Origin of the sequence: Paenibacillus sp. RC67, assembly GCF_030020805.1 — a bacterium.
Lineage (GTDB): Bacteria > Bacillota > Bacilli > Paenibacillales > NBRC-103111 > Paenibacillus_S.
The window spans coordinates 1431207-1448692 of sequence record NZ_CP125098.1 but is presented as its reverse complement, the minus strand read 5'-3'; the positions used below and the strand labels follow the sequence as shown (position 1 = coordinate 1448692).

General features: G+C 47.1%; 12 protein-coding genes. 1 reads left to right on the top strand and 11 read right to left on the bottom strand.

The window, feature by feature from the left end:
• Positions 1–17: 17 nt before the first annotated feature.
• From QMA13_RS06620 to QMA13_RS06610, 3 genes are all read right to left on the bottom strand, one after another.
• Entirely contained in the window at positions 18–1082 is a 1065-nt protein-coding gene (locus tag QMA13_RS06620) for a dienelactone hydrolase family protein (protein WP_282940377.1), read from the bottom strand.
• A gap of 6 nt (positions 1083–1088) precedes the next feature.
• Positions 1089–1907, bottom strand: a complete 819-nt coding sequence (locus QMA13_RS06615) for a sugar phosphate isomerase/epimerase family protein (RefSeq protein WP_282940375.1) — start codon at positions 1905–1907, stop codon at positions 1089–1091.
• Between the two features lie 102 nt (positions 1908–2009).
• On the bottom strand, positions 2010–3629 hold the full coding sequence (locus QMA13_RS06610; RefSeq protein ID WP_282940373.1) for a hypothetical protein: 1620 nt from the start codon (positions 3627–3629) through the stop codon (positions 2010–2012).
• Between the two features lie 392 nt (positions 3630–4021).
• Between QMA13_RS06610 and QMA13_RS06605 the strand changes: the two genes are divergently transcribed.
• Positions 4022–4249 carry a hypothetical protein gene (locus QMA13_RS06605; RefSeq protein ID WP_282940371.1) on the top strand — a complete coding sequence of 76 codons (228 nt, stop codon included), beginning with the start codon at positions 4022–4024 and terminating at the stop codon, positions 4247–4249.
• Between the two features lie 26 nt (positions 4250–4275).
• Here QMA13_RS06605 and QMA13_RS06600 read toward each other — a convergent pair whose 3' ends face one another.
• The 8 genes from QMA13_RS06600 to QMA13_RS06565 all read right to left on the bottom strand — a co-directional run bounded on the left by QMA13_RS06600 (position 4276) and on the right by QMA13_RS06565 (position 17408).
• Positions 4276–5781 (bottom strand): extracellular solute-binding protein, encoded by a 1506-nt coding sequence (locus QMA13_RS06600; protein WP_282943288.1) that lies wholly within the window; start codon positions 5779–5781, stop codon positions 4276–4278.
• A 33-nt stretch (positions 5782–5814) separates the two neighbouring features.
• Positions 5815–7338, bottom strand: a complete 1524-nt coding sequence (locus tag QMA13_RS06595) for an extracellular solute-binding protein (RefSeq protein ID WP_282940369.1) — start codon at positions 7336–7338, stop codon at positions 5815–5817.
• Positions 7339–7663: 325 nt separating this feature from the next.
• The gene (locus QMA13_RS06590) at positions 7664–14896 is read right to left on the bottom strand and encodes an OmpL47-type beta-barrel domain-containing protein (protein WP_282940368.1); all 7233 of its coding nucleotides are present in this window, start codon (positions 14894–14896) and stop codon (positions 7664–7666) included.
• Positions 14897–14938: 42 nt separating this feature from the next.
• Positions 14939–15466, bottom strand: coding sequence for a phage tail protein (locus tag QMA13_RS06585; RefSeq protein WP_282940366.1), 528 nt, complete (start codon positions 15464–15466; stop codon positions 14939–14941).
• A gap of 16 nt (positions 15467–15482) precedes the next feature.
• Positions 15483–15995, bottom strand: a complete 513-nt coding sequence (locus QMA13_RS06580) for a phage tail protein (RefSeq protein ID WP_282940365.1) — start codon at positions 15993–15995, stop codon at positions 15483–15485.
• Positions 15996–16071: 76 nt separating this feature from the next.
• On the bottom strand, positions 16072–16587 hold the full coding sequence (locus tag QMA13_RS06575) for a phage tail protein (protein ID WP_282940364.1): 516 nt from the start codon (positions 16585–16587) through the stop codon (positions 16072–16074).
• 32 nt (positions 16588–16619) lie between these two features.
• Positions 16620–16913 carry a DUF6916 family protein gene (locus QMA13_RS06570; protein ID WP_282940362.1) on the bottom strand — a complete coding sequence of 98 codons (294 nt, stop codon included), beginning with the start codon at positions 16911–16913 and terminating at the stop codon, positions 16620–16622.
• 21 nt (positions 16914–16934) lie between these two features.
• On the bottom strand, positions 16935–17408 hold the full coding sequence (locus QMA13_RS06565; protein WP_282940360.1) for a GNAT family N-acetyltransferase: 474 nt from the start codon (positions 17406–17408) through the stop codon (positions 16935–16937).
• Positions 17409–17486 lie beyond the last annotated feature (78 nt).

Genomic DNA, 17486 nt, shown 5'->3' with positions numbered 1-17486 from the left:
ACTACTATCCGAAGCTGTTAAAGCTCTAACTTCGATGCAAGCCAATCATAAGATAGCGCACCGGAAATTTCGTGCTTTCCTTCAAATATATCGTACTGGAACTGTGAACCTGCTCCTACATCCTCATAAACCTTCTGCAGCCGTGTAATAGCCTCACGGGAACCCTTAATTGGAAATACTGTATCCACCGTGCCCGATTCAACGAAAAGAGGTCTAGGAGCAATCAATCCGATCCAATCCGGCATTTCCCCATATTGCAGCAGCCCAGAGACATAGTTGTCCAAGCAATGATTCCGGTCCATGATACTGGCTTTGAAAATATTCGCATATCCGCTAATGACCGTTGCTTGTATGCGTTCATCGATTGCGGAAGCCAGTGCGGTTACCATGCCGCCTCCGGACATTCCCATGCATCCGATACGATGCGGATCGACTTCATCCCGAGTCTGAGCATAATCCAATGTGCGCAGCAGTTCATACACTCTGATCCCAGCCAAGGACTGTCCCATAAGCATGAGCGATGACGCCAGCCGGAAACAGGAATTGCTGGTAGGATCCGCTTGGGCATCCTGCTCCAATCTGCGATCTCCGAAACCGAGCAGCTCCGGAGCAATGACGACAAAGCCCATTTGTACGAGCGAAATCGAGAAATGCTTGTACAAATTCCAATTGCCCGTATTGTCCAAGCCGTCTGCCGTTAAACCTACCACTTCCTTACTGCCGAAGCCATGTCCGTGAACAGCAAGAACGGCAGGTCGTTTGCCGCTACCCGTTGTCTCCAATTCCTTAGGCACCAATACGTAAGCGAGCATCGTTAAATCGTCATAAGTAGAGAATGCGACTCGCTCGCGGATATATTCTCCGCAATCTACCGTTTCCAGCACTACTGGATTGAGGTCTGCAGGATGTCCCGGCAATGGACCGAGTAGTTCTTGCAGCTTCTCCCTCATTTGGAGCTTCGCCTGTTCACGATCCCCTCCCATTCCGAAAAAGGACGTGTGTCTGCTTGCATTCTTCGAGTACAGTCGATCCAGGAACGTATTGGGTCTCGATAGTGACAGGGATTCCTTTTCCATAGACATGAACGTCTATACCCCCGCCCGGTACCGCAACACGTATTCACGGGAGAAATCCATATTTTCCATATCTACGCCTTCCAATGTCATATGTACAAGCGGTTTATGCTGACGAACCAGATCCATGAACATCCCGTAGTCCAGCATACCTCTGCCAGCAGTAACGGTAGTAAGCTTGCCAGCCTCGTTCACCTTCATATCTTTGGCATGCACGCTCACGATGCGATTGCCCAGCAGACGAAATGCTTCCTGCATAACCTCATGCTGGCGTTCGAAATTGTCTTGGGTCATCAGGTTAACCGGATCGATGACGACTCCGATGTTCGAGGATGGAAATTCATCTATCAGCTCCGCCAATTGAGGTGCAGAACCGATCAAGTGACGATTAGCGGCTTCCAGACCGATAAATGCGCCCCATTTCTCCGCTTCTTCCACGAGCTCCTCGACAGCCGATTTCAGCCGTTTAGAATAGCGGTCATATTGATCCGTATCCGGAACTCCTACTTCCGTAGCTACAATCGCCGTGCCAAAATGTTTAGCCATGCGAAGATGCTCTTTAAACCGGTCTACATTATGTCTGAATGCTGTATCATCCAACTCAATCAAGCTGACATAACAGCCCAGGACGGGAATCCCGACTCCGTTTCTGTCGAAGGCTTCGGCAATACTGTTGCCTAAGCCAGGGCTCAGCTTTCCTAAGCTGCAATCCACGTCCGAAATCGCTTTGGATAAAGCGAGCTGAACATATTTATATTGATATGAGGCAACCTTGGCCGCCAATTCTGCGTACGGGAGCGTGCCTACATTGTGTGCTAAAATACCTACGGACATTTCCAGTCATCTCCTTTTTTATAGCAAATCTCTTATCATGATACCAGTTTCAGTCTTCGCTTTAAAGTATAAAAGAGAATCCGTACATAGCGGATTACTCGTTTATTGAGCAGCATGGCTCTTTACTCTCGTGTACATGAAGGTGTTATCGGTCATATGTCCTTGTCCATCATAAGCAGCGGCAAAGAAGGGTCTGCCTCCACAATAGATCGGCATCCGACTGCGCATTCCTTGCAGCTCTGCTGCTAGATGGAGTAGGGCCAGCGGCTCTAACGCATCCAGCTTCGCGTATTCATGGTCGGCGCTCGGCATAAACAGTCCTCGATGGAAGCGGTACAACAGCAGACGGTCTCCAATTTTTTGCGCAAGCTGCAAAAATTTGCGCTGCTTCGTCGTCTTGAACAGCTCCAGCATGACGAAGATCCCATGAGGATGAGTGCATTGTACTTCCATGTTCAAAGCAGGCCCATTAACTGCGGAATCCCCTATATTTCCGAATCCAAGCCCTTCAGCTATACTTCTCGCAATCGTCCAGAGCTCTTCTCGACCAGACAAGCGATAAGCCGTTACGTATGACCACAGCAGCAGGTAATCGGCTTTATGGGCTTGCATTTGCTGTCCTGCTCGTCCGTAGTAGCCGCTCTTTTCCATAACCAATCCTGTCAAACGTGTACCGTTGGTCAACATAGGATGAATGGAATAGTCCGAGAAATCGTAAGCGTATTTACCGTATGCCATCAAGTCTTGAACAGCCCAATCCAGAAAATCTTTGCCTGCCTCACCCAACGTCTCGGTTAAGGTCATCCGGCATAAAGCAGCCTCGCCGATGATCGTGTGCGCTTGGTTTGCCGTAGTTAAAGTCGCTTCTATCGGTGCATGCTCCTTCAATTGCTCGCCGAATTGGTCAATAGCACGGTCTCCCCGCTGCCCTGGGAGTACCGAAATGCTGAATTGATAGCCCCCAAGTCCCGTCGTCTCATTTCTTGTTTCCACATACCGGTGAGCCAAGCGCTTAGCCCACATCAATGGTTTCTCTTTGGCTCCGAAACGGTGAAGCATCGCAGCAGCATAGTACAGATCACTGCCTGCATTAATGAAGGTCAAGCCCTTTCCAGTAAAAAACACAGGAGAATCAACCTTATATTCCTGCTCCCAAGCAGAGTGCTCTTGCCCATTCCTGTCATCGGGTTGACCGTGACGGCTGAATTCAAGATTGCTCCAATCGGCAATATGCCCTTCCCACATTGCTTCGATATAAGAAGCGGTTTCCCTCGGATCGACACGGTTCATCAGCTCATAGTACGGGTAGTGGCATTTCAATTCATGCTGGGGCCCCTTATCTGCCGCAAAAACCTGCTGCTTTCTTTCCAGATCGAAAGCCATATGACCTCCCCAACACATCAGTCGGCCGTAACGAAGATTATCGAAGGAATAACGGACAGCGCTTTCAGCGGCAGTCTTATAACGAGAATCACCCGTCAATTCACTCAATCCGTCCAAGGTTCTCAGCCAGTTTTGCTGATTTGCAAGGTTGGACAACGTCCAGGTCTGCCCCTCCGAGAGCCACCGAACCGGTTCATACGTCTCCGAATGAACCCCATCCACAAAAAGCGGAGTCGCCTCTGCGCCATATCGGTCACGGGCTTTGTCCATCATCAAGTCAGCGTAGTGCTGCACCGCTTGAATGTATCTTTGTGCCGTCTGTTTCTCCTTTTCTTTCATCTCAACCGCCTCCTCCTGCTGTTATGGCTTATCGCAAATCATTCTTTTGTAGTTAACTAATACGTCTGCTTGATGAAAATATGCGCAGCAGCCAAGAGACTTTCGTCTTCTGACTGCTGCGCATTCATGCTCATATGTTTAATTGTACCGGGAAACCTTATTTTTTTCCAGTTTTAACATACATACTAAAGTAATCATTAGATCACATTTTTCTCTTCGTTTTCCGACCTCACATCAAGTAGCATCGGATCTGAAGGATTATTACACCGGCACACTTATTCAAAATATGCATAAGGATTTATATTTTTTATGCATTTCCATCATAACAAATCCTGTGTTACAATCGTTTTGTCACAAAGTGTTCGAAATTCCAAATTTAGAAGGTGATGCTTGTGCATACGGATATTGCTGTTCTGCTTTTTATCCTATTGCTATCTGCTGTATTTTACCTGCCTACCTATTTCAGCTCCCGAAAAAAAGCAAGAAACCCAAAAGTAACGGATATTCAAGAATTCCGGGATCAACACAAAAATAAAATAAAACCGACCGAAGTGAAAAAAAGAAAAGACTTCCCTGAGTCCAACCACTCGTGGGAAGCCTTTTTTAGAGACGTGCAATAGCCCGTTGTCCAATGTCTCTATACTGCTTATTTTTTGCCGGCTTTGGCATACGCAGCCTCGTATTCTTTGATCACATCGGCTCCGCCTGATTTGAGCCATTGATCGATTTCAGCCTGCCATCCTGCGTCATCTATCTTACCCATAATATATCTCGTTTGAGCATCCCATATGAGCTGATCCAATTCTTTTCCACGTTCGGACACCGTTGCCGATGTCAATGTCAAAGCAGGATTAGGAATCGCATATTGAATGTTATCGCGAGTCATTCTGGTTCCTTTTTCGCCCAGCGGGGTGTCCTTCTGTTCCGCCACATTAAAGCCTTCGATATTAACCAAATTGTCGCGGTACGGCTTCACTTCTCTCTGATATGCGGTCAAATCCGTAAATACGGTCTTATCGCCATCTACTTTCTTATAGTGCTTTCCTTCAATTCCGCGCAGCTGCAGCGTGGACATTTCAGGATCCATCAGCTTATCCAGGAAAGCAAGCACCTTCTTCAGCTCGTCTTCGGTTTTGACTGAAGATTTAGGAATTGCGAGAAAGCCAAAATTACCTGGCTCACCCGCTAAACGAATGCCTTGAGGGCCTGTAAACGGTGCTACATCATACTCTCCCGTAGTCACCGCTTTCACTAATTTATCTTGGTAGCTCTTCCCATTGTTAAAAACCCCGTTAAGCTTCATTCCCACTTTGCCTGCATCCATCAGCTTAATCGCTTCCGTATCATCAAACACAGCGAAATCCTGATTGATTAACTTTTCCTCATACAGCTTCCGGAACATTCTCATCACATCATAATAGGGCTTGGTCATAAATTCTGGAGTGAACTTGCCATTCTCCACACCCCACCTATTCGGAGCCCCCTGGCTTACGGCAATGCGAGTGAGGACCGGTTGAGTGCCTTCATTATACTTTTTAAATAAAACAGTGCCGTAGGTGTCCGCTTTTCCGTTCTTATCCGGATCATTCAGCGTCTGCGCTCTCAGAACGTTATACCATTCATCGATGGTAGTAGGAAGCTTCAGCCCCATTGAATCAAACCAGTCCTTACGGTATACAATGCCTGCGCGGCCGATATCACGGAAATTAGGAATCCCGTAAATTTTACCTTCCACAGAAATATTTTCGTAATACTGCGGGTTTTGGACGGACAAATTTTTATAATTTTTAAGCAGGGGACCGATTTCCCAGAACAAGCCGGATTGGATGGCACTGATGGTTGTCGGTACATAGTTAAGCTTCATTATTTTGGGCATTTCGTTGGCTGCTATCATCACGTTAACCTTATCATCAAATGCGGATTGCGGGATCCATTGGATATCCAGCTTTGTATTCGTGTACTTCTCAATGGCCTGCTCAATTTCATTGCCCTTGTTCGGAGTATCCCCAACCTGCATTAAGGCCATGGATATATTGAACGGATTATTCGCAGCCGATTTATTGGTTCCACTTTTTGTAGTGTTATCTCCGCAGCCTGCTGCAATTCCTGCTGTCAGAACGGCTGTGCTGAGGACGGCGATCCCTTTTTTCAGTCTCACTAACGAACCTCCTACCACAAAATATCCTCATGGTTTACTCTTCGCTGCAGCGTAAGCCTCTTCATACTCTTTAATCATCATATCTCCGCCTGCTTTGCGCCATTTATCGATTTCAGCCTGGAATCCAGCATCATCGATCTTCCCCATTATATACTTTGTTTGAGCATCCATCATTAAAATCTCGAGTTCTTTCCCTCTCTCGGTATAGGTTGCCGAATCCAGACTTAAAGCAGGATTAGGTACCGCCCACTTCAAATTGTCTTGAGCGATTCTGGCACCCTTCTCGCCGAGCTCTGTGTCCTTCAAGGGAAGCACGTTATAGCCTTCATTATTAAATAAGATATCTCGATACGGCTTTACTTCTTTTTGGAAGGCCGTAAAATCTTTCATTTCTGTTTTACCGTCGGATGTTTTGACATAGTGCTTGTTCTCCACACCACGAAGCTGCAATGTAGACATCGGCTCGTCCATCAGCTTATCGGCGAAAGCGAGTATTTTCTTCAAATCCGCTTCGGTTTTCACTGTTGATTTCGGGATGACGTACAGTCCGTTGTTGCCTACCTCTCCCGCTACTCGAACTCCCTTAGGACCTGTTGGCGGCATAACATCAAACTTCCCGTTCGGATTGTTCTTCACCAGACGATCCTGCATACTTTTACCATTGCTGGCAACGGCGATTCGAATAGCACCTTTACCTACATCGTAAGCCTTTTCAACCTCTGCATCATCCAGAATCGCAAAGTCTTGGTTAATCAGCTTCTCACTGTATGCTTTTCTGAAGAGCTGCAGCATGTCCATAAATTCTTTGGTCATAAACTCAGGCGTGAACTTCCCGCTAGCGTCTACACCCCATTTATTCGGCGCGCCGAAGCTGGTTGCAATACGGGTTGTTACAGCTGCAGAACCATCATTGTATTTTTTGGCGAGAATCATTCCATACGTGTCCGCCTTACCGTTTTTATCCGGATCTCCCGTAGCCACCGCTTTGAAAACGTTATACCATTCCTCCGGCGTTGTCGGGGGTTTAAGTCCCAGAATATCAAGCCAATCTTTGCGATAGACAATGGCGCTTCGGGCGATATCCCGATAAATAGGAAGACCGTATACTTTGCCGTCCACCGCAATATTATCGTAGAATTGGGCGTTTTGTGCAGACAAATTTTTGAATTCCTTCAAGTAAGGACCTATCTCCCAAAATAAACCCGATCTCATCGCGCTAATCGCTGTAGGGATATATTTTACTCTAAGCATCATCGGCATTTCATTAGAAGCCATCATAATATTTACTTTATCGTCGTAAGCCGCAGTCGGAATCCATTGGATATCCAAATTCGTGTTCGTGTACTTCTCTATAGCCAATTCCACTTCGTTATCTTTCTCGGGAACATCGCCAACCTGCGCCGTAGCGATGCTTATCGTGAATGGAGGGCTGCTGTCGGCACCTTTTTTAATCGAATCCGTAGCACCTGTCTTTCCACTGCTGCAGCCTGTGATGATTCCATTCAATAAGAATAGAGCCAAAGAAGATACAACCCATTTCTTGCTCTTCATTTCTTTAAGGTCCTCCTCTGTCTCAAGATGAATACTGATCTCACTCGGAATCATAAGCGACTAGAGCGTATCCGTCAAATGCAATGCCTTATTAAAAACAAAACGTTTACTTCAATAATAAACTCTCTCCCCTCATTATGCCGTCAAGAGCCATAACAATCCATATACACTTTTCAACCAAAATAACGGTAGGAATAGCCCATACAGAAGGGGGATCGGATTACGTATTCATAAAAAGAAGGCTTCCCCTCAGCCATTACCAATGGCTTGGGGGAGCCCCTTTTCTCATCAGATCCAACTATCATGCTTAATGACAGTTTATAAGTTAACCGTTAATCAAGCTCGTCTTAACAAGCAGACGGTATAAAATGACAGCCGTTTCGGCGCGGGTCATATCGCTTTTCGGCTTCAAGCCATCATCACTGCCTTGGATCAAGCCGCTTTGTACCGCTTGAGCTGCTTCACGCAGCGCCCAATCACCAATCTCCTCTTGATCCTGGAAGCCGGACAAAATCGCTTTAGGATCGGCGGTATTGAGATTCATCGTTTGCCCTGCAAGCTTGGTTGCCCGTGCAATAATGACAAGTGCTTCTTCCCTTGTAATCGTCCGGTCTGGACGGAAGGTACCGTCTTCATAGCCGGATACGAGACCGAACGCGCTGGCTTGTGCAACAACACCGGCATACCACTCATGATTCCGTACGTCGCTATACGTTCCTGCTTGCTGCCCTTGATCGGAGAGTCCCAGCGCGCGGATGACAATAGCTGCAAACTGAGCCCGAGTAACTGGTGAATCCGGGCTGTACTTCCCGGCCGCAACTCCTTGTACGACCATGCGGGAAGCCATGTTATTCACTTCGCGCTGTGCCCAATGTCCCGTCATATCATCAAAAGCTTTGGCATTGGCAATCACGGTATAAGTGCTGTTCGTTAAGCTGCTGATCTCAGCAAACGATCTGCCATCATGGTTGGTAACTCGAGTCGGCACATGATACACCGTTCCGTCTTGCTGCACCACAACCGCTGTTGTAATCCGATCCGCATTCACATCGGCCGGAACTGGAAGCTCTCTTCTAACCATGCTGCTAAAGACATGGATCTCAGAGGTTCTGTCCTTATACACCGCGGTGACTGTAAAATCAATCGGTGGGAACAGGATGGAATATTGTCCTTCTTTGGCCCGCTCTTGCGCCTGTTTTACAACTTCTGCTGCAGTCTTGGAAATCGTAATTTTGAGCGAAATATCGGCCGGATTCACTTGAGGACCGAACTGTCCTGCTATCGCATCCATGCGTAATGCACTAAAAGGTAAAACATAGTTGCCCAAATTGGACTGAAGCTGCAGCGTTGCCGCGCTGTTCTGCAGCATGCCTACAGTTGCGGAATCCATATTCAGAACAGCACGATCGTTATCCCCATTTATTACAACCGTAAACGAAGGCTTGGAGCCTGCATGCTCTAGCAATTCCTTGACTTTGTCGGAATCCATGGTTGCAGTCGCAACAAGCTGTCCGTCCACCTTTTCAGTTACCACAGTGCCTAAATCATCAATCGTCTTTCCGTTGAATTGTCCCTTTAAATCGGTATTCGGATCAGTCACAGCAGGGACTGTACCCGAAGAGCCAGAACCCTTCGAAGGATTTGAAGGATAGTGAATCGGTTCGCGATATACTGTAATCGTATAAGTGTTAGTTGACTTCCCGTCTTCTGCAACTACCTTCACTACAATCGTATTATAGCCTTGTTGAAGAGCAATCGGATCACTAGTCTTACCGCTGCTTATAGAGATACCGTTGATCATTAGGGTTGCACGCGGTTCATACACAGACGCCGTGACCGTTGTCGCATACACCGCATTCGTTACATTCATATTGTAGCTGAACACTTGAGCGTTGAACGCCGGTGTTAACGATCCTGTAGATAACGAGAGCGATGTTAGCTCCGCCCGGTTCGAAACGCTCTTGGGAGAAATCGTGACTTGAACCGTTCCAGAAGCTGAAGCCCTTTGAATATCGTACACAGAATACGTTACGGTATCGGTGCCTGTAGCATTTGGTATTGGCCTGTATTCAAAATCTCCTGTGGTTGTGTTCAACAGAACGAATGTACCCAGCTTACCTTGTGTATCCATACTATAAGTCAGCGCATCTCCATCGGGATCATGACCTATCAACCTGCCTTGAACCGTTGTGTTCATGGCCGTTGTCAGTTGAACCGTTCCAGCGCTAGGCGGATGGTTGACTGGGCCTGTACCCGGTCTTATGTTGATCTTCATTATTGCAGGCACAGCAGCTAAAGTCTTGCCATCCGAACCGTTCCATTCAAACGAGTCTTCTCCTGCCCAGCCCGCTTGCGGCTTGTAAGTAAGATTCGTTAAGTCAGCTAGATAAACGGCTTGATTGACCGTCGCTGCTCTTCCATTCCACTGCAATACGCCATAAGCCGGTAGGGACAATAATTTGATTTGTACAAGTGCATCTCCATCTGCATCTATGAATGGAAAATCCGCAGGAGAGAACGTCAACTCAGTATCTTGAGTTCCATAAACCGTATGACCAGATACCGTCGGAGCATGGTTTATTTGAGTTACTGTAATCCATTGAGTATCCGAATTGCCCAGCAAATCCTTGACATAAACGGTATAGTCTCGATTCTCCGTAACCTTAAAGCTAACCGGATTATTTTTACCTAAAACATTGCCGCTGCCAGCTTCGAAATAGGTGTTATCCAGTCGTCCCGGTGCCCATTTGATCGTATCAATTCCGTTCGAGCTGCCGTAAACGGCTGAAGTAACCGTAATTTCAAACTGTTCATATGTAGAATCTACCGGCACTGCTCTAAGCGATATCGTTGGTTTTGTCCGGCTAATGTTCTGGATATCAATCGTTTCAATGCTATGGTTACCTGCCAGATCTTTCGCATAGACGGAATAGATGCCGTTATTGAAAATTGCAAAAGACGCCTTATTTTCCGATACGATTAAATCATTGCCTGAGGCTGCAAAATAAGCGGCATCCCGGATGCCATCAGCCCATTTTAACTGTAAGGAGTTACCTTTCTCTTCCCAGTACACCGTTGCGGTTACGGATACGGTAACTTGGCCGTTAGTTAATCCGCTTGGTGAGAAACTCAGCTCCAATCCGGGCACATCGCGTACGATCTGCGTAATTTCAATCTTCTGTACAGTTTCATTCCCCGCAGCATCTTGAACATATACAGAGTACATACCGTTATCATGCGCATTGAACTTCAAATCACCCACAGGCAGAGCTTGCCCTCCGCCTCCGTTGAAGAAAGCAGCCTGTTGGTCGCCTGGTGTAAACTTCGCTACAGAAACCGTATTACCCTGGTTCTGGCCGTATACTGTTGCCGTAACGGATACACCGACGTCTCCATTAGTCAATGAAGAAGAGTTCGGTACGAGCTTAACCTTTGCCGCTGATTTACTGATGTTTACCGTAGTATCCGCTGTGGCAAGATTGCCTGACTGATCTTCAGCCTGAAGCATCATTTTGTAATGTCCCGCTTCAGTAAAGGTAAGAGCCCCGCTGTATTCGCTCCAGCTTGCTTCATCCTCGAGCTTGTACCGCAAGTGACTCAGCCCACTTCCATTATCGTTGGCGCTTGCCTGCAAAGTCACATCCTGTGACGTCCACGCACCGGTAACGTATGGTTGACCGTTAGATGTCATGTCGACTGCAAGACTTGGTGCGGTCTGGTCTATTTTGACAGTAAAGCTTTGCAGAGTGACATTCCCCGCATTATTTACCGCCTTGACTTGAACGTCGTAAGTTCCGTCGGACGTTAAATCAAATGCTCCTGTATAATTGATCCAGCTCGTACCGCCATCTATCGAATATTGCTTGGAGCTCAGGCCACTTACCATATCCACAAATGTAGCTTCAACAGTCACTGTCTGCTTGCTCCAAGTGCCTTCCGTGTAATTAGCATCACCAGCTTTTAGTTCCACTGATAAATTAGGTTTCGCTGCATCAATATTTACGGTTACGTTAACCTGAGAGGTGTTTCCAAGCTGATCAGACGCTTTGATAACAACAGCATACGTACCATCCGCGGATAGGGTAACAGGTGCCGTATAATGTTCCCAAGTCTTTGCACCATCTAATGAATATTGCGTAGCATCTAACCCTGATCCATTTACATTATCATTAGCTGTAACCTGCAAAGTCACATCCTGTGACGTCCACGCACCGCTAACGTATGGCTGACCGTTAGAGGTCATATCGACAGCTAGACTTGGTGCGGTCTGATCTATTTTGACAGTAAAGCTTTGCAGAGTGACATTCCCCGCATTATTTACCGCCTTGACTTGAACGTCGTAAGTTCCGTCGGACGTTAAATCAAATGCTCCTGTATAATTGATCCAGCTCGTACCGCCATCTAATGAGTATTGCTTGGAGCTCAGACCACTTACGGTATCTGCAAATGTAGCTTTAACAGTCACTGCCTGCTTGCTCCAAGTGCCTTCCGTGTAATTTGCATCACCGGTTTTGAGTTCCACTGATACATCAGGTTTTGCCGCATCAATATTTACAGTTACGTTCACCTGAGAGGTGTTTCCAAGTTGATCAGACGCTTTGATAACAACAGCATACGTACCATCCGCGGATAGGGTAACAGGTGCCGTATAATGTTCCCAAGTCATTTCTCCATCTAGTGAATATTGCGTAGCATCTAGCCCTGAGCCATTTACATTATCATTAGCTGTAACCTGCAAAGTCACATCCTGTGACGTCCACGCACCGCTAACGTATGGCTGACCGTTAGAGGTCATATCGACTGCTATACTTGGTGCGGTCTGATCGACCTTAATAATGACTGATTTCTCTGTCATATTTCCTGCTGTATCAGAAGCTTGCGCTTTAACGGAATACACGCCGTCCGTCACGGTAACTCCTGTCGTGTAGTTATTCCACTTCGTACCGCCGTCCAAGGAATACCGCAGCACAGGTTTCAACGGCTCTTGGCTGCTGCCATTATCGTTTGCGCTGAGCTTGAATGTAACTGGCTTGTTCACCCAAGTATCGCTAGGATAAGCTTGACTGTCTACCTCCATCGTAACGTCCAGCTCTGGAGCGACTGTGTCTACTTTTATAATCCAGCTGGCTAAGCTTTCATTTCCGGCATTATCAGTTGCACGGGCCTTAACGTTATAGACTCCGTCGGTTACCGTCACAGGGTTACTGTAGCTGTTCCAAATGGTTCCGTTATCCAAAGAATATTGAACAGATGCAATTCCACTCGTCGCATCGCTTGGCTGAAGCTCCAGTGTCACGCTCTCCGTTGCCCATGTGTCGCTGACATAAGGCGCGCCGACGTTAGTTTTCACCAAAGCTCCTAAACTTGGAGCCGTCTGATCAATCTTCACATTGAGGCTTTGTTGGGACGTATTGCCTGCATGGTCTGTCGCCCTGAATTGCACGTCATAAGAGCCATCCGCACTGATATTCAAAGGATTGTTGTAATCAGTCCAACTGACGCCTCCATTCAATGAGTATTGGCGTAAACTCAACCCACTGCCACTATCTGTGGTCGAAGAAGCATCCATGGTAACAGACTTTTTACTCCAAGTACCGCTCGTATAATCACTTCCGCCTGATATTAACTTCACCGACAAAGTAGGCTTTGTCGTATCAACTTTCACAGTGTAATTCTGCTGAGCTGTATTGCCGAGCTTATCGACCGCTTTAACTACAACCTGATACGTACCGTCAGCTGTTATGCTGACCGGTGCTGTATAATCGTTCCAATTGATTCCGTTGTCGAATGAATATTGAGTGGAGCTTAGCCCGCTGTCATTATCCGAAGCGGTGATCTCCAGATCAACTGGATTCGTCGCCCACGTATCGCTTACATAAGGAGCTCCGTTCGAGTTCAAGCTCGTCGAAAGTGACGGAGCCTGTTTATCCAGCTTGACTGAGTAGCTCTGGAGTTCTTCATTCCCCGCATTGTCGGTTGCCTTAATATGTAGCGAATACTGCCCGCTGGTGGCAATCGAAATCGCCACATTATCCGTGAACGTTTTCCATGTGCCTCCCCCGTCAATGGAGTACTGCCTTGCATTTACGCCGCTCGTAGTGTCGCTGGCAGCAGCGGCCACAATAATATCGTCTTTCGTCCATGTCCCGTCAGTGTAGCTTTGTCCGCCAGATGTCAAGCTTACGCTGAGAACAGGCTTCGTTTTATCCAGCTTCACTTGCACCGCTTGTGACTCAACCGCATTGTGGAGCTGGTCTTCTTGCTTATAGATCGTCGTATAATCACCGTCCGTCGATATGGTGATCGGGCCTTTATTCCAAGTCGCTCCTCCGTCGATCGATGCATCCGTTGCGATCGTTACATCCTTCGTCGTCCAGCTTCCCCCTATGTAGGCCTTGTTGTCTGAGGTTTGCATCGGACTTGCAGGCGAAAGCGGAGGCACAGGACTCGAGTTCATTCCAATAGAAGGGGTAGAAGCCGGAAGATTCCCAGCGAATTTCGTATTGGTTATAACCGGATTGCCGTTTTGAATAAATAATCCCGGCCCTTTGCCTGTCGTCGAAATGTTATTTGTAAAAGTCACATTCGTAAGCCCGGTCGTTTTAGCGGGATCAAAGACGGTCAAGAACATACCGCCGCCGTCACTGTTAGACGTATTTCCCGTAAAGGTCGTACCGGTAAGTGTCGCAGGGGCATTAAGATACAACCCGCCGCCGATCCCGTCATCAGATGATCCTAATGCTTTATTTTGATTAAAAGCACTGTTCACGATCGTGATGGTGGCTGAGTTGCTGGGCGAGCCCGCTAATATAGCCAGACCGCCGCCTAACTCTGTCTTGGCTGTATTCGTAACAAATGATCCTTGATCAATTTGTACGTCCAAGTCTCCTTCTATATACATGCCGCCGCCTCGTTCCCCGGCAACGTTCGAGGTAAAATCTGTATTTACTATGGAAGCCTTGGCTCCCGCCAGACCGGTCACGTATAAACCGCCGCCATACCCTGCGCCCGTCGCGTCTTCGGCCGTATTGTTCTTAATCATGCTGCCGTTAAGAGTCAGTACATTCCCGGCTTGAAGCTTGGCAGCAATGGCACCGCCACCATAACCATAAGCGTCAGGAGTTGCCTTACCATTCTGGATTGTTAATTTGTTAAACGTAACGCTCACACCTGATATGACAAAGGCTCGCTTTGCTTTACCATCAATGATCACTTGGGTAGGGTCACCATTCGTTCCGTTAATCGACACACTATTGTTTGAAATTACAATAGGCCCCTGACTCAGCTCATACGTACCTGTACCTAGAGCAATCGTATTCGGACCTGCTGTAGCGTTGCTTTTCTCGATGGCTGCACGAAGCGTACATTTGGATGCTACTGCGCAATCCCGATCCGTCTGATCCGTCAGATTGTCTACTGTAAAAGTAGCAGCTGACGCCTTCGCCGTGATCCCTATGGTAAGACAAGCAAGTATAAGCAGTATGCTGCCGATTTTCAAGATAAGCTGTTGTCGCTCTCTTCCAATTAAGCTACCTGTTAACTCGAGATGCTTTGGCATTGTAACTCCCCCTTTCTTCTCAATTTCTTGCAAACTACACAACTACGATCGTGGTGGAAAGACTCCTTGCAGCGCAATAATAAACGTCAATCCCAGATAAGGCTGTCTGTTGTTGTGAGCCTGATTCCCTCCCGAAACACCCATAGATAATCCACTCATAGGTAACGTAGGTGCTGCCGTATCATAAGCCGACCCAGTTGTTGTGTTCGCCCACACAACTCCATTCTGAGGAGCTGGTTCTGTTCCACTAGTGCTTGCTCCGGCACTCATAGCATTATGCGTATGCTGCGGCATTTCAGAAGAAAGCAGCGTTACGGTCTCGCTTCCCTCCGATTGCCCGATGACATAATCCGATAGGCCCTCCCCATTGCCTTGCCCCAGCGGTACTCTGCCCTGCAAATCAGGCAAACCAAAGGTGGACTTGCCATCTCCGCCGTAGTTTGTGCCCAGCAATGAAAACAAAGCCGTATTTTGCGAAATAGGCATTAGCTGTCCGTTACATAAAGCCCACCCTTTAGGTGCGAAATTGCCTGCAAAGATACGAATTTCTGCTACAAATGGTGCTGACACCGTTTGACCCCCTAACCTAGTTCTGTGATGGAAAAACTCCTACTAGTGCAATACAAAAGTTCAAAGTCAAATACGGCTGCATATTGAGATGCGGCTGATTGCCTCCTACTGAGGATACCGCGCTCGGATGAAGTGCGTTTTCTCCCATATTTAAAGTGCTTTGTCTGCTATACGAGCTCGCGGCCGTCACCGCCCAACTGTTGTTTATAGCAGTAGGGGTAAGAGCAACTTTGCTGCTTCCTTTCACTTGATGCGTATGTGCCGGCAGCTCATTCATTATTAGTGTATGGGCAACCTCGCCGCCAACTTGTCCCAAATTAATGCCGTTGCCTGTATGTACCGGGGCCCTGCCTTGTAAATTCGGAAGAGCGAACGTTGTCCGTCCATCGCCGCCGTAAGTCGTACCCAGCAATGAAAATAGCGCCTGATTTTGGCCAATTGTCATTATCTGACCGTTGCACAACGCCCATCCTTTGGGGGCAAAGTTGCAAGAAAAAAGCCTAATTTCAGCTAACATGGGCATTCCCATAAAACATTGTCCTCCTTACTATTGGATGATAAAAAATGATAGAATTAGAAATCGTACACATTGAACATTGAGAATCTTAATTCTGCGAAGGGTAAATTCCATACAAACTAATAATAAAATTGACCGCGAGGTAAGGCATCATGTTCTCGTGTGGTTGACTGCCGCCGGCAGGCGAAATGCTACCTGGATTCATAGGCTGCGGAGAATTGGAGGGTGCGGCAAACTGATTCAAAGTAGACTTCGCCCAAAAGGCATCTTGGGGAGAGTTCGTATTTCCTCGTTTCGGTTGCCCGATCATTGCATGGGTGTGAGCAGGAATTTGATTGACTGTGAGAGTAACCTGCTCTGTTCCGCCCATTCCTCCCAGTTGATACGAATTTCCATTTGACATCCCTGCATGTATCGGAATCCGTCCTCTCAAATCCGGTAAAGCAAAGGTCGATTGACCATCTCCACCATAAGTAGTGCCTATTAAATTGAATAGCGTATCGTTTTCTGATATGGGCAAGATTTGCCCCTGACATAACATCCAGCCTGCGGGAGCAAAGTTTCCCGCGAACATCCGGATTTCCCCAACGTATGGATCAGCCATCTCATGTTCCTCCTTTTATATTAAAATTTTGATTAACGGCTGACTAATAGATTAAATACAATTTCATAGCAGAAGCCATCGCTATCCTGCCCTATCGGAACCATAAACAAATCATGCTCCCCCAATTTTTCATGCTGCAGCCTATATAGTTGCTGCGGAAGAAACGGTGCCTGTGGTCCTGTTAGCTGCAACGAGAATTGCTCTATTTCAGGCCCAATAGCCAATTCATCGATACTCTTAAGCTGCAGAGACACTTCCATTCCATCCAACACAACAATAAAATTCGTATTTACTGCTTCTCTGAAAGCAGCTAGTGAAAACTCCATGGTTACGATTTACCCCCTTTGTTATTTAATATAGGCAGGCTGCCATTCCATTGCTTCGTACACTTCTGTTGACTGATGGACTCGAAACCCTAGCCGCTCATATAAGCTTTTGGCAGGGTTACCTATCCTAACATGAAGCTGTACAGATTTATCCAATGCCACCGCTTGGGATTGCAATTCGCGTATTAACCGAGTCCCTATACCCTGGTTACGGTAATCCAGCAGCATCGAAATATCGATCAGCAGCATGGACTGTGCTGCTTCTGCTGTTATGAGCCGGCCTATCGGCCTGCCGTCCAGTTGTACGATCCGATGCTCTGCATTCGGATACTGCATACGGTATGAACGCTGCTGCATCTCAAACTGCATGCCAAGAAACGCCTGTTTCTCGGTATCATTCCATCCGAAGGCGCTAATTTCTTCATTGCGGACATTGGCGTACAAGTCGTATAAAAAAGGATCATCGTCAGGAGTCGACAATATCTGAGTAATCATGTCTCACCTCTAGAGTCATATTAGCGAGGTACACTATATACATAAGTCTTAGTCCCTATTATAATGTTTATAACCTCT

Coding starts and splice junctions, on each gene's coding strand:
- QMA13_RS06565 (WP_282940360.1), bottom strand. CDS start 17,408: ATGATTACTCAGATATTGTCGACTCCTGACGATGATCCTTTTTTATAC.
- QMA13_RS06570 (WP_282940362.1), bottom strand. CDS start 16,913: ATGGAGTTTTCACTAGCTGCTTTCAGAGAAGCAGTAAATACGAATTTT.
- QMA13_RS06575 (WP_282940364.1), bottom strand. CDS start 16,587: ATGGCTGATCCATACGTTGGGGAAATCCGGATGTTCGCGGGAAACTTT.
- QMA13_RS06590 (WP_282940368.1), bottom strand. CDS start 14,896: ATGCCAAAGCATCTCGAGTTAACAGGTAGCTTAATTGGAAGAGAGCGA.
- QMA13_RS06595 (WP_282940369.1), bottom strand. CDS start 7,338: ATGAAGAGCAAGAAATGGGTTGTATCTTCTTTGGCTCTATTCTTATTG.
- QMA13_RS06615 (WP_282940375.1), bottom strand. CDS start 1,907: ATGTCCGTAGGTATTTTAGCACACAATGTAGGCACGCTCCCGTACGCA.
- QMA13_RS06610 (WP_282940373.1), bottom strand. CDS start 3,629: ATGAAAGAAAAGGAGAAACAGACGGCACAAAGATACATTCAAGCGGTG.
- QMA13_RS06620 (WP_282940377.1), bottom strand. CDS start 1,082: ATGTCTATGGAAAAGGAATCCCTGTCACTATCGAGACCCAATACGTTC.
- QMA13_RS06580 (WP_282940365.1), bottom strand. CDS start 15,995: ATGGGAATGCCCATGTTAGCTGAAATTAGGCTTTTTTCTTGCAACTTT.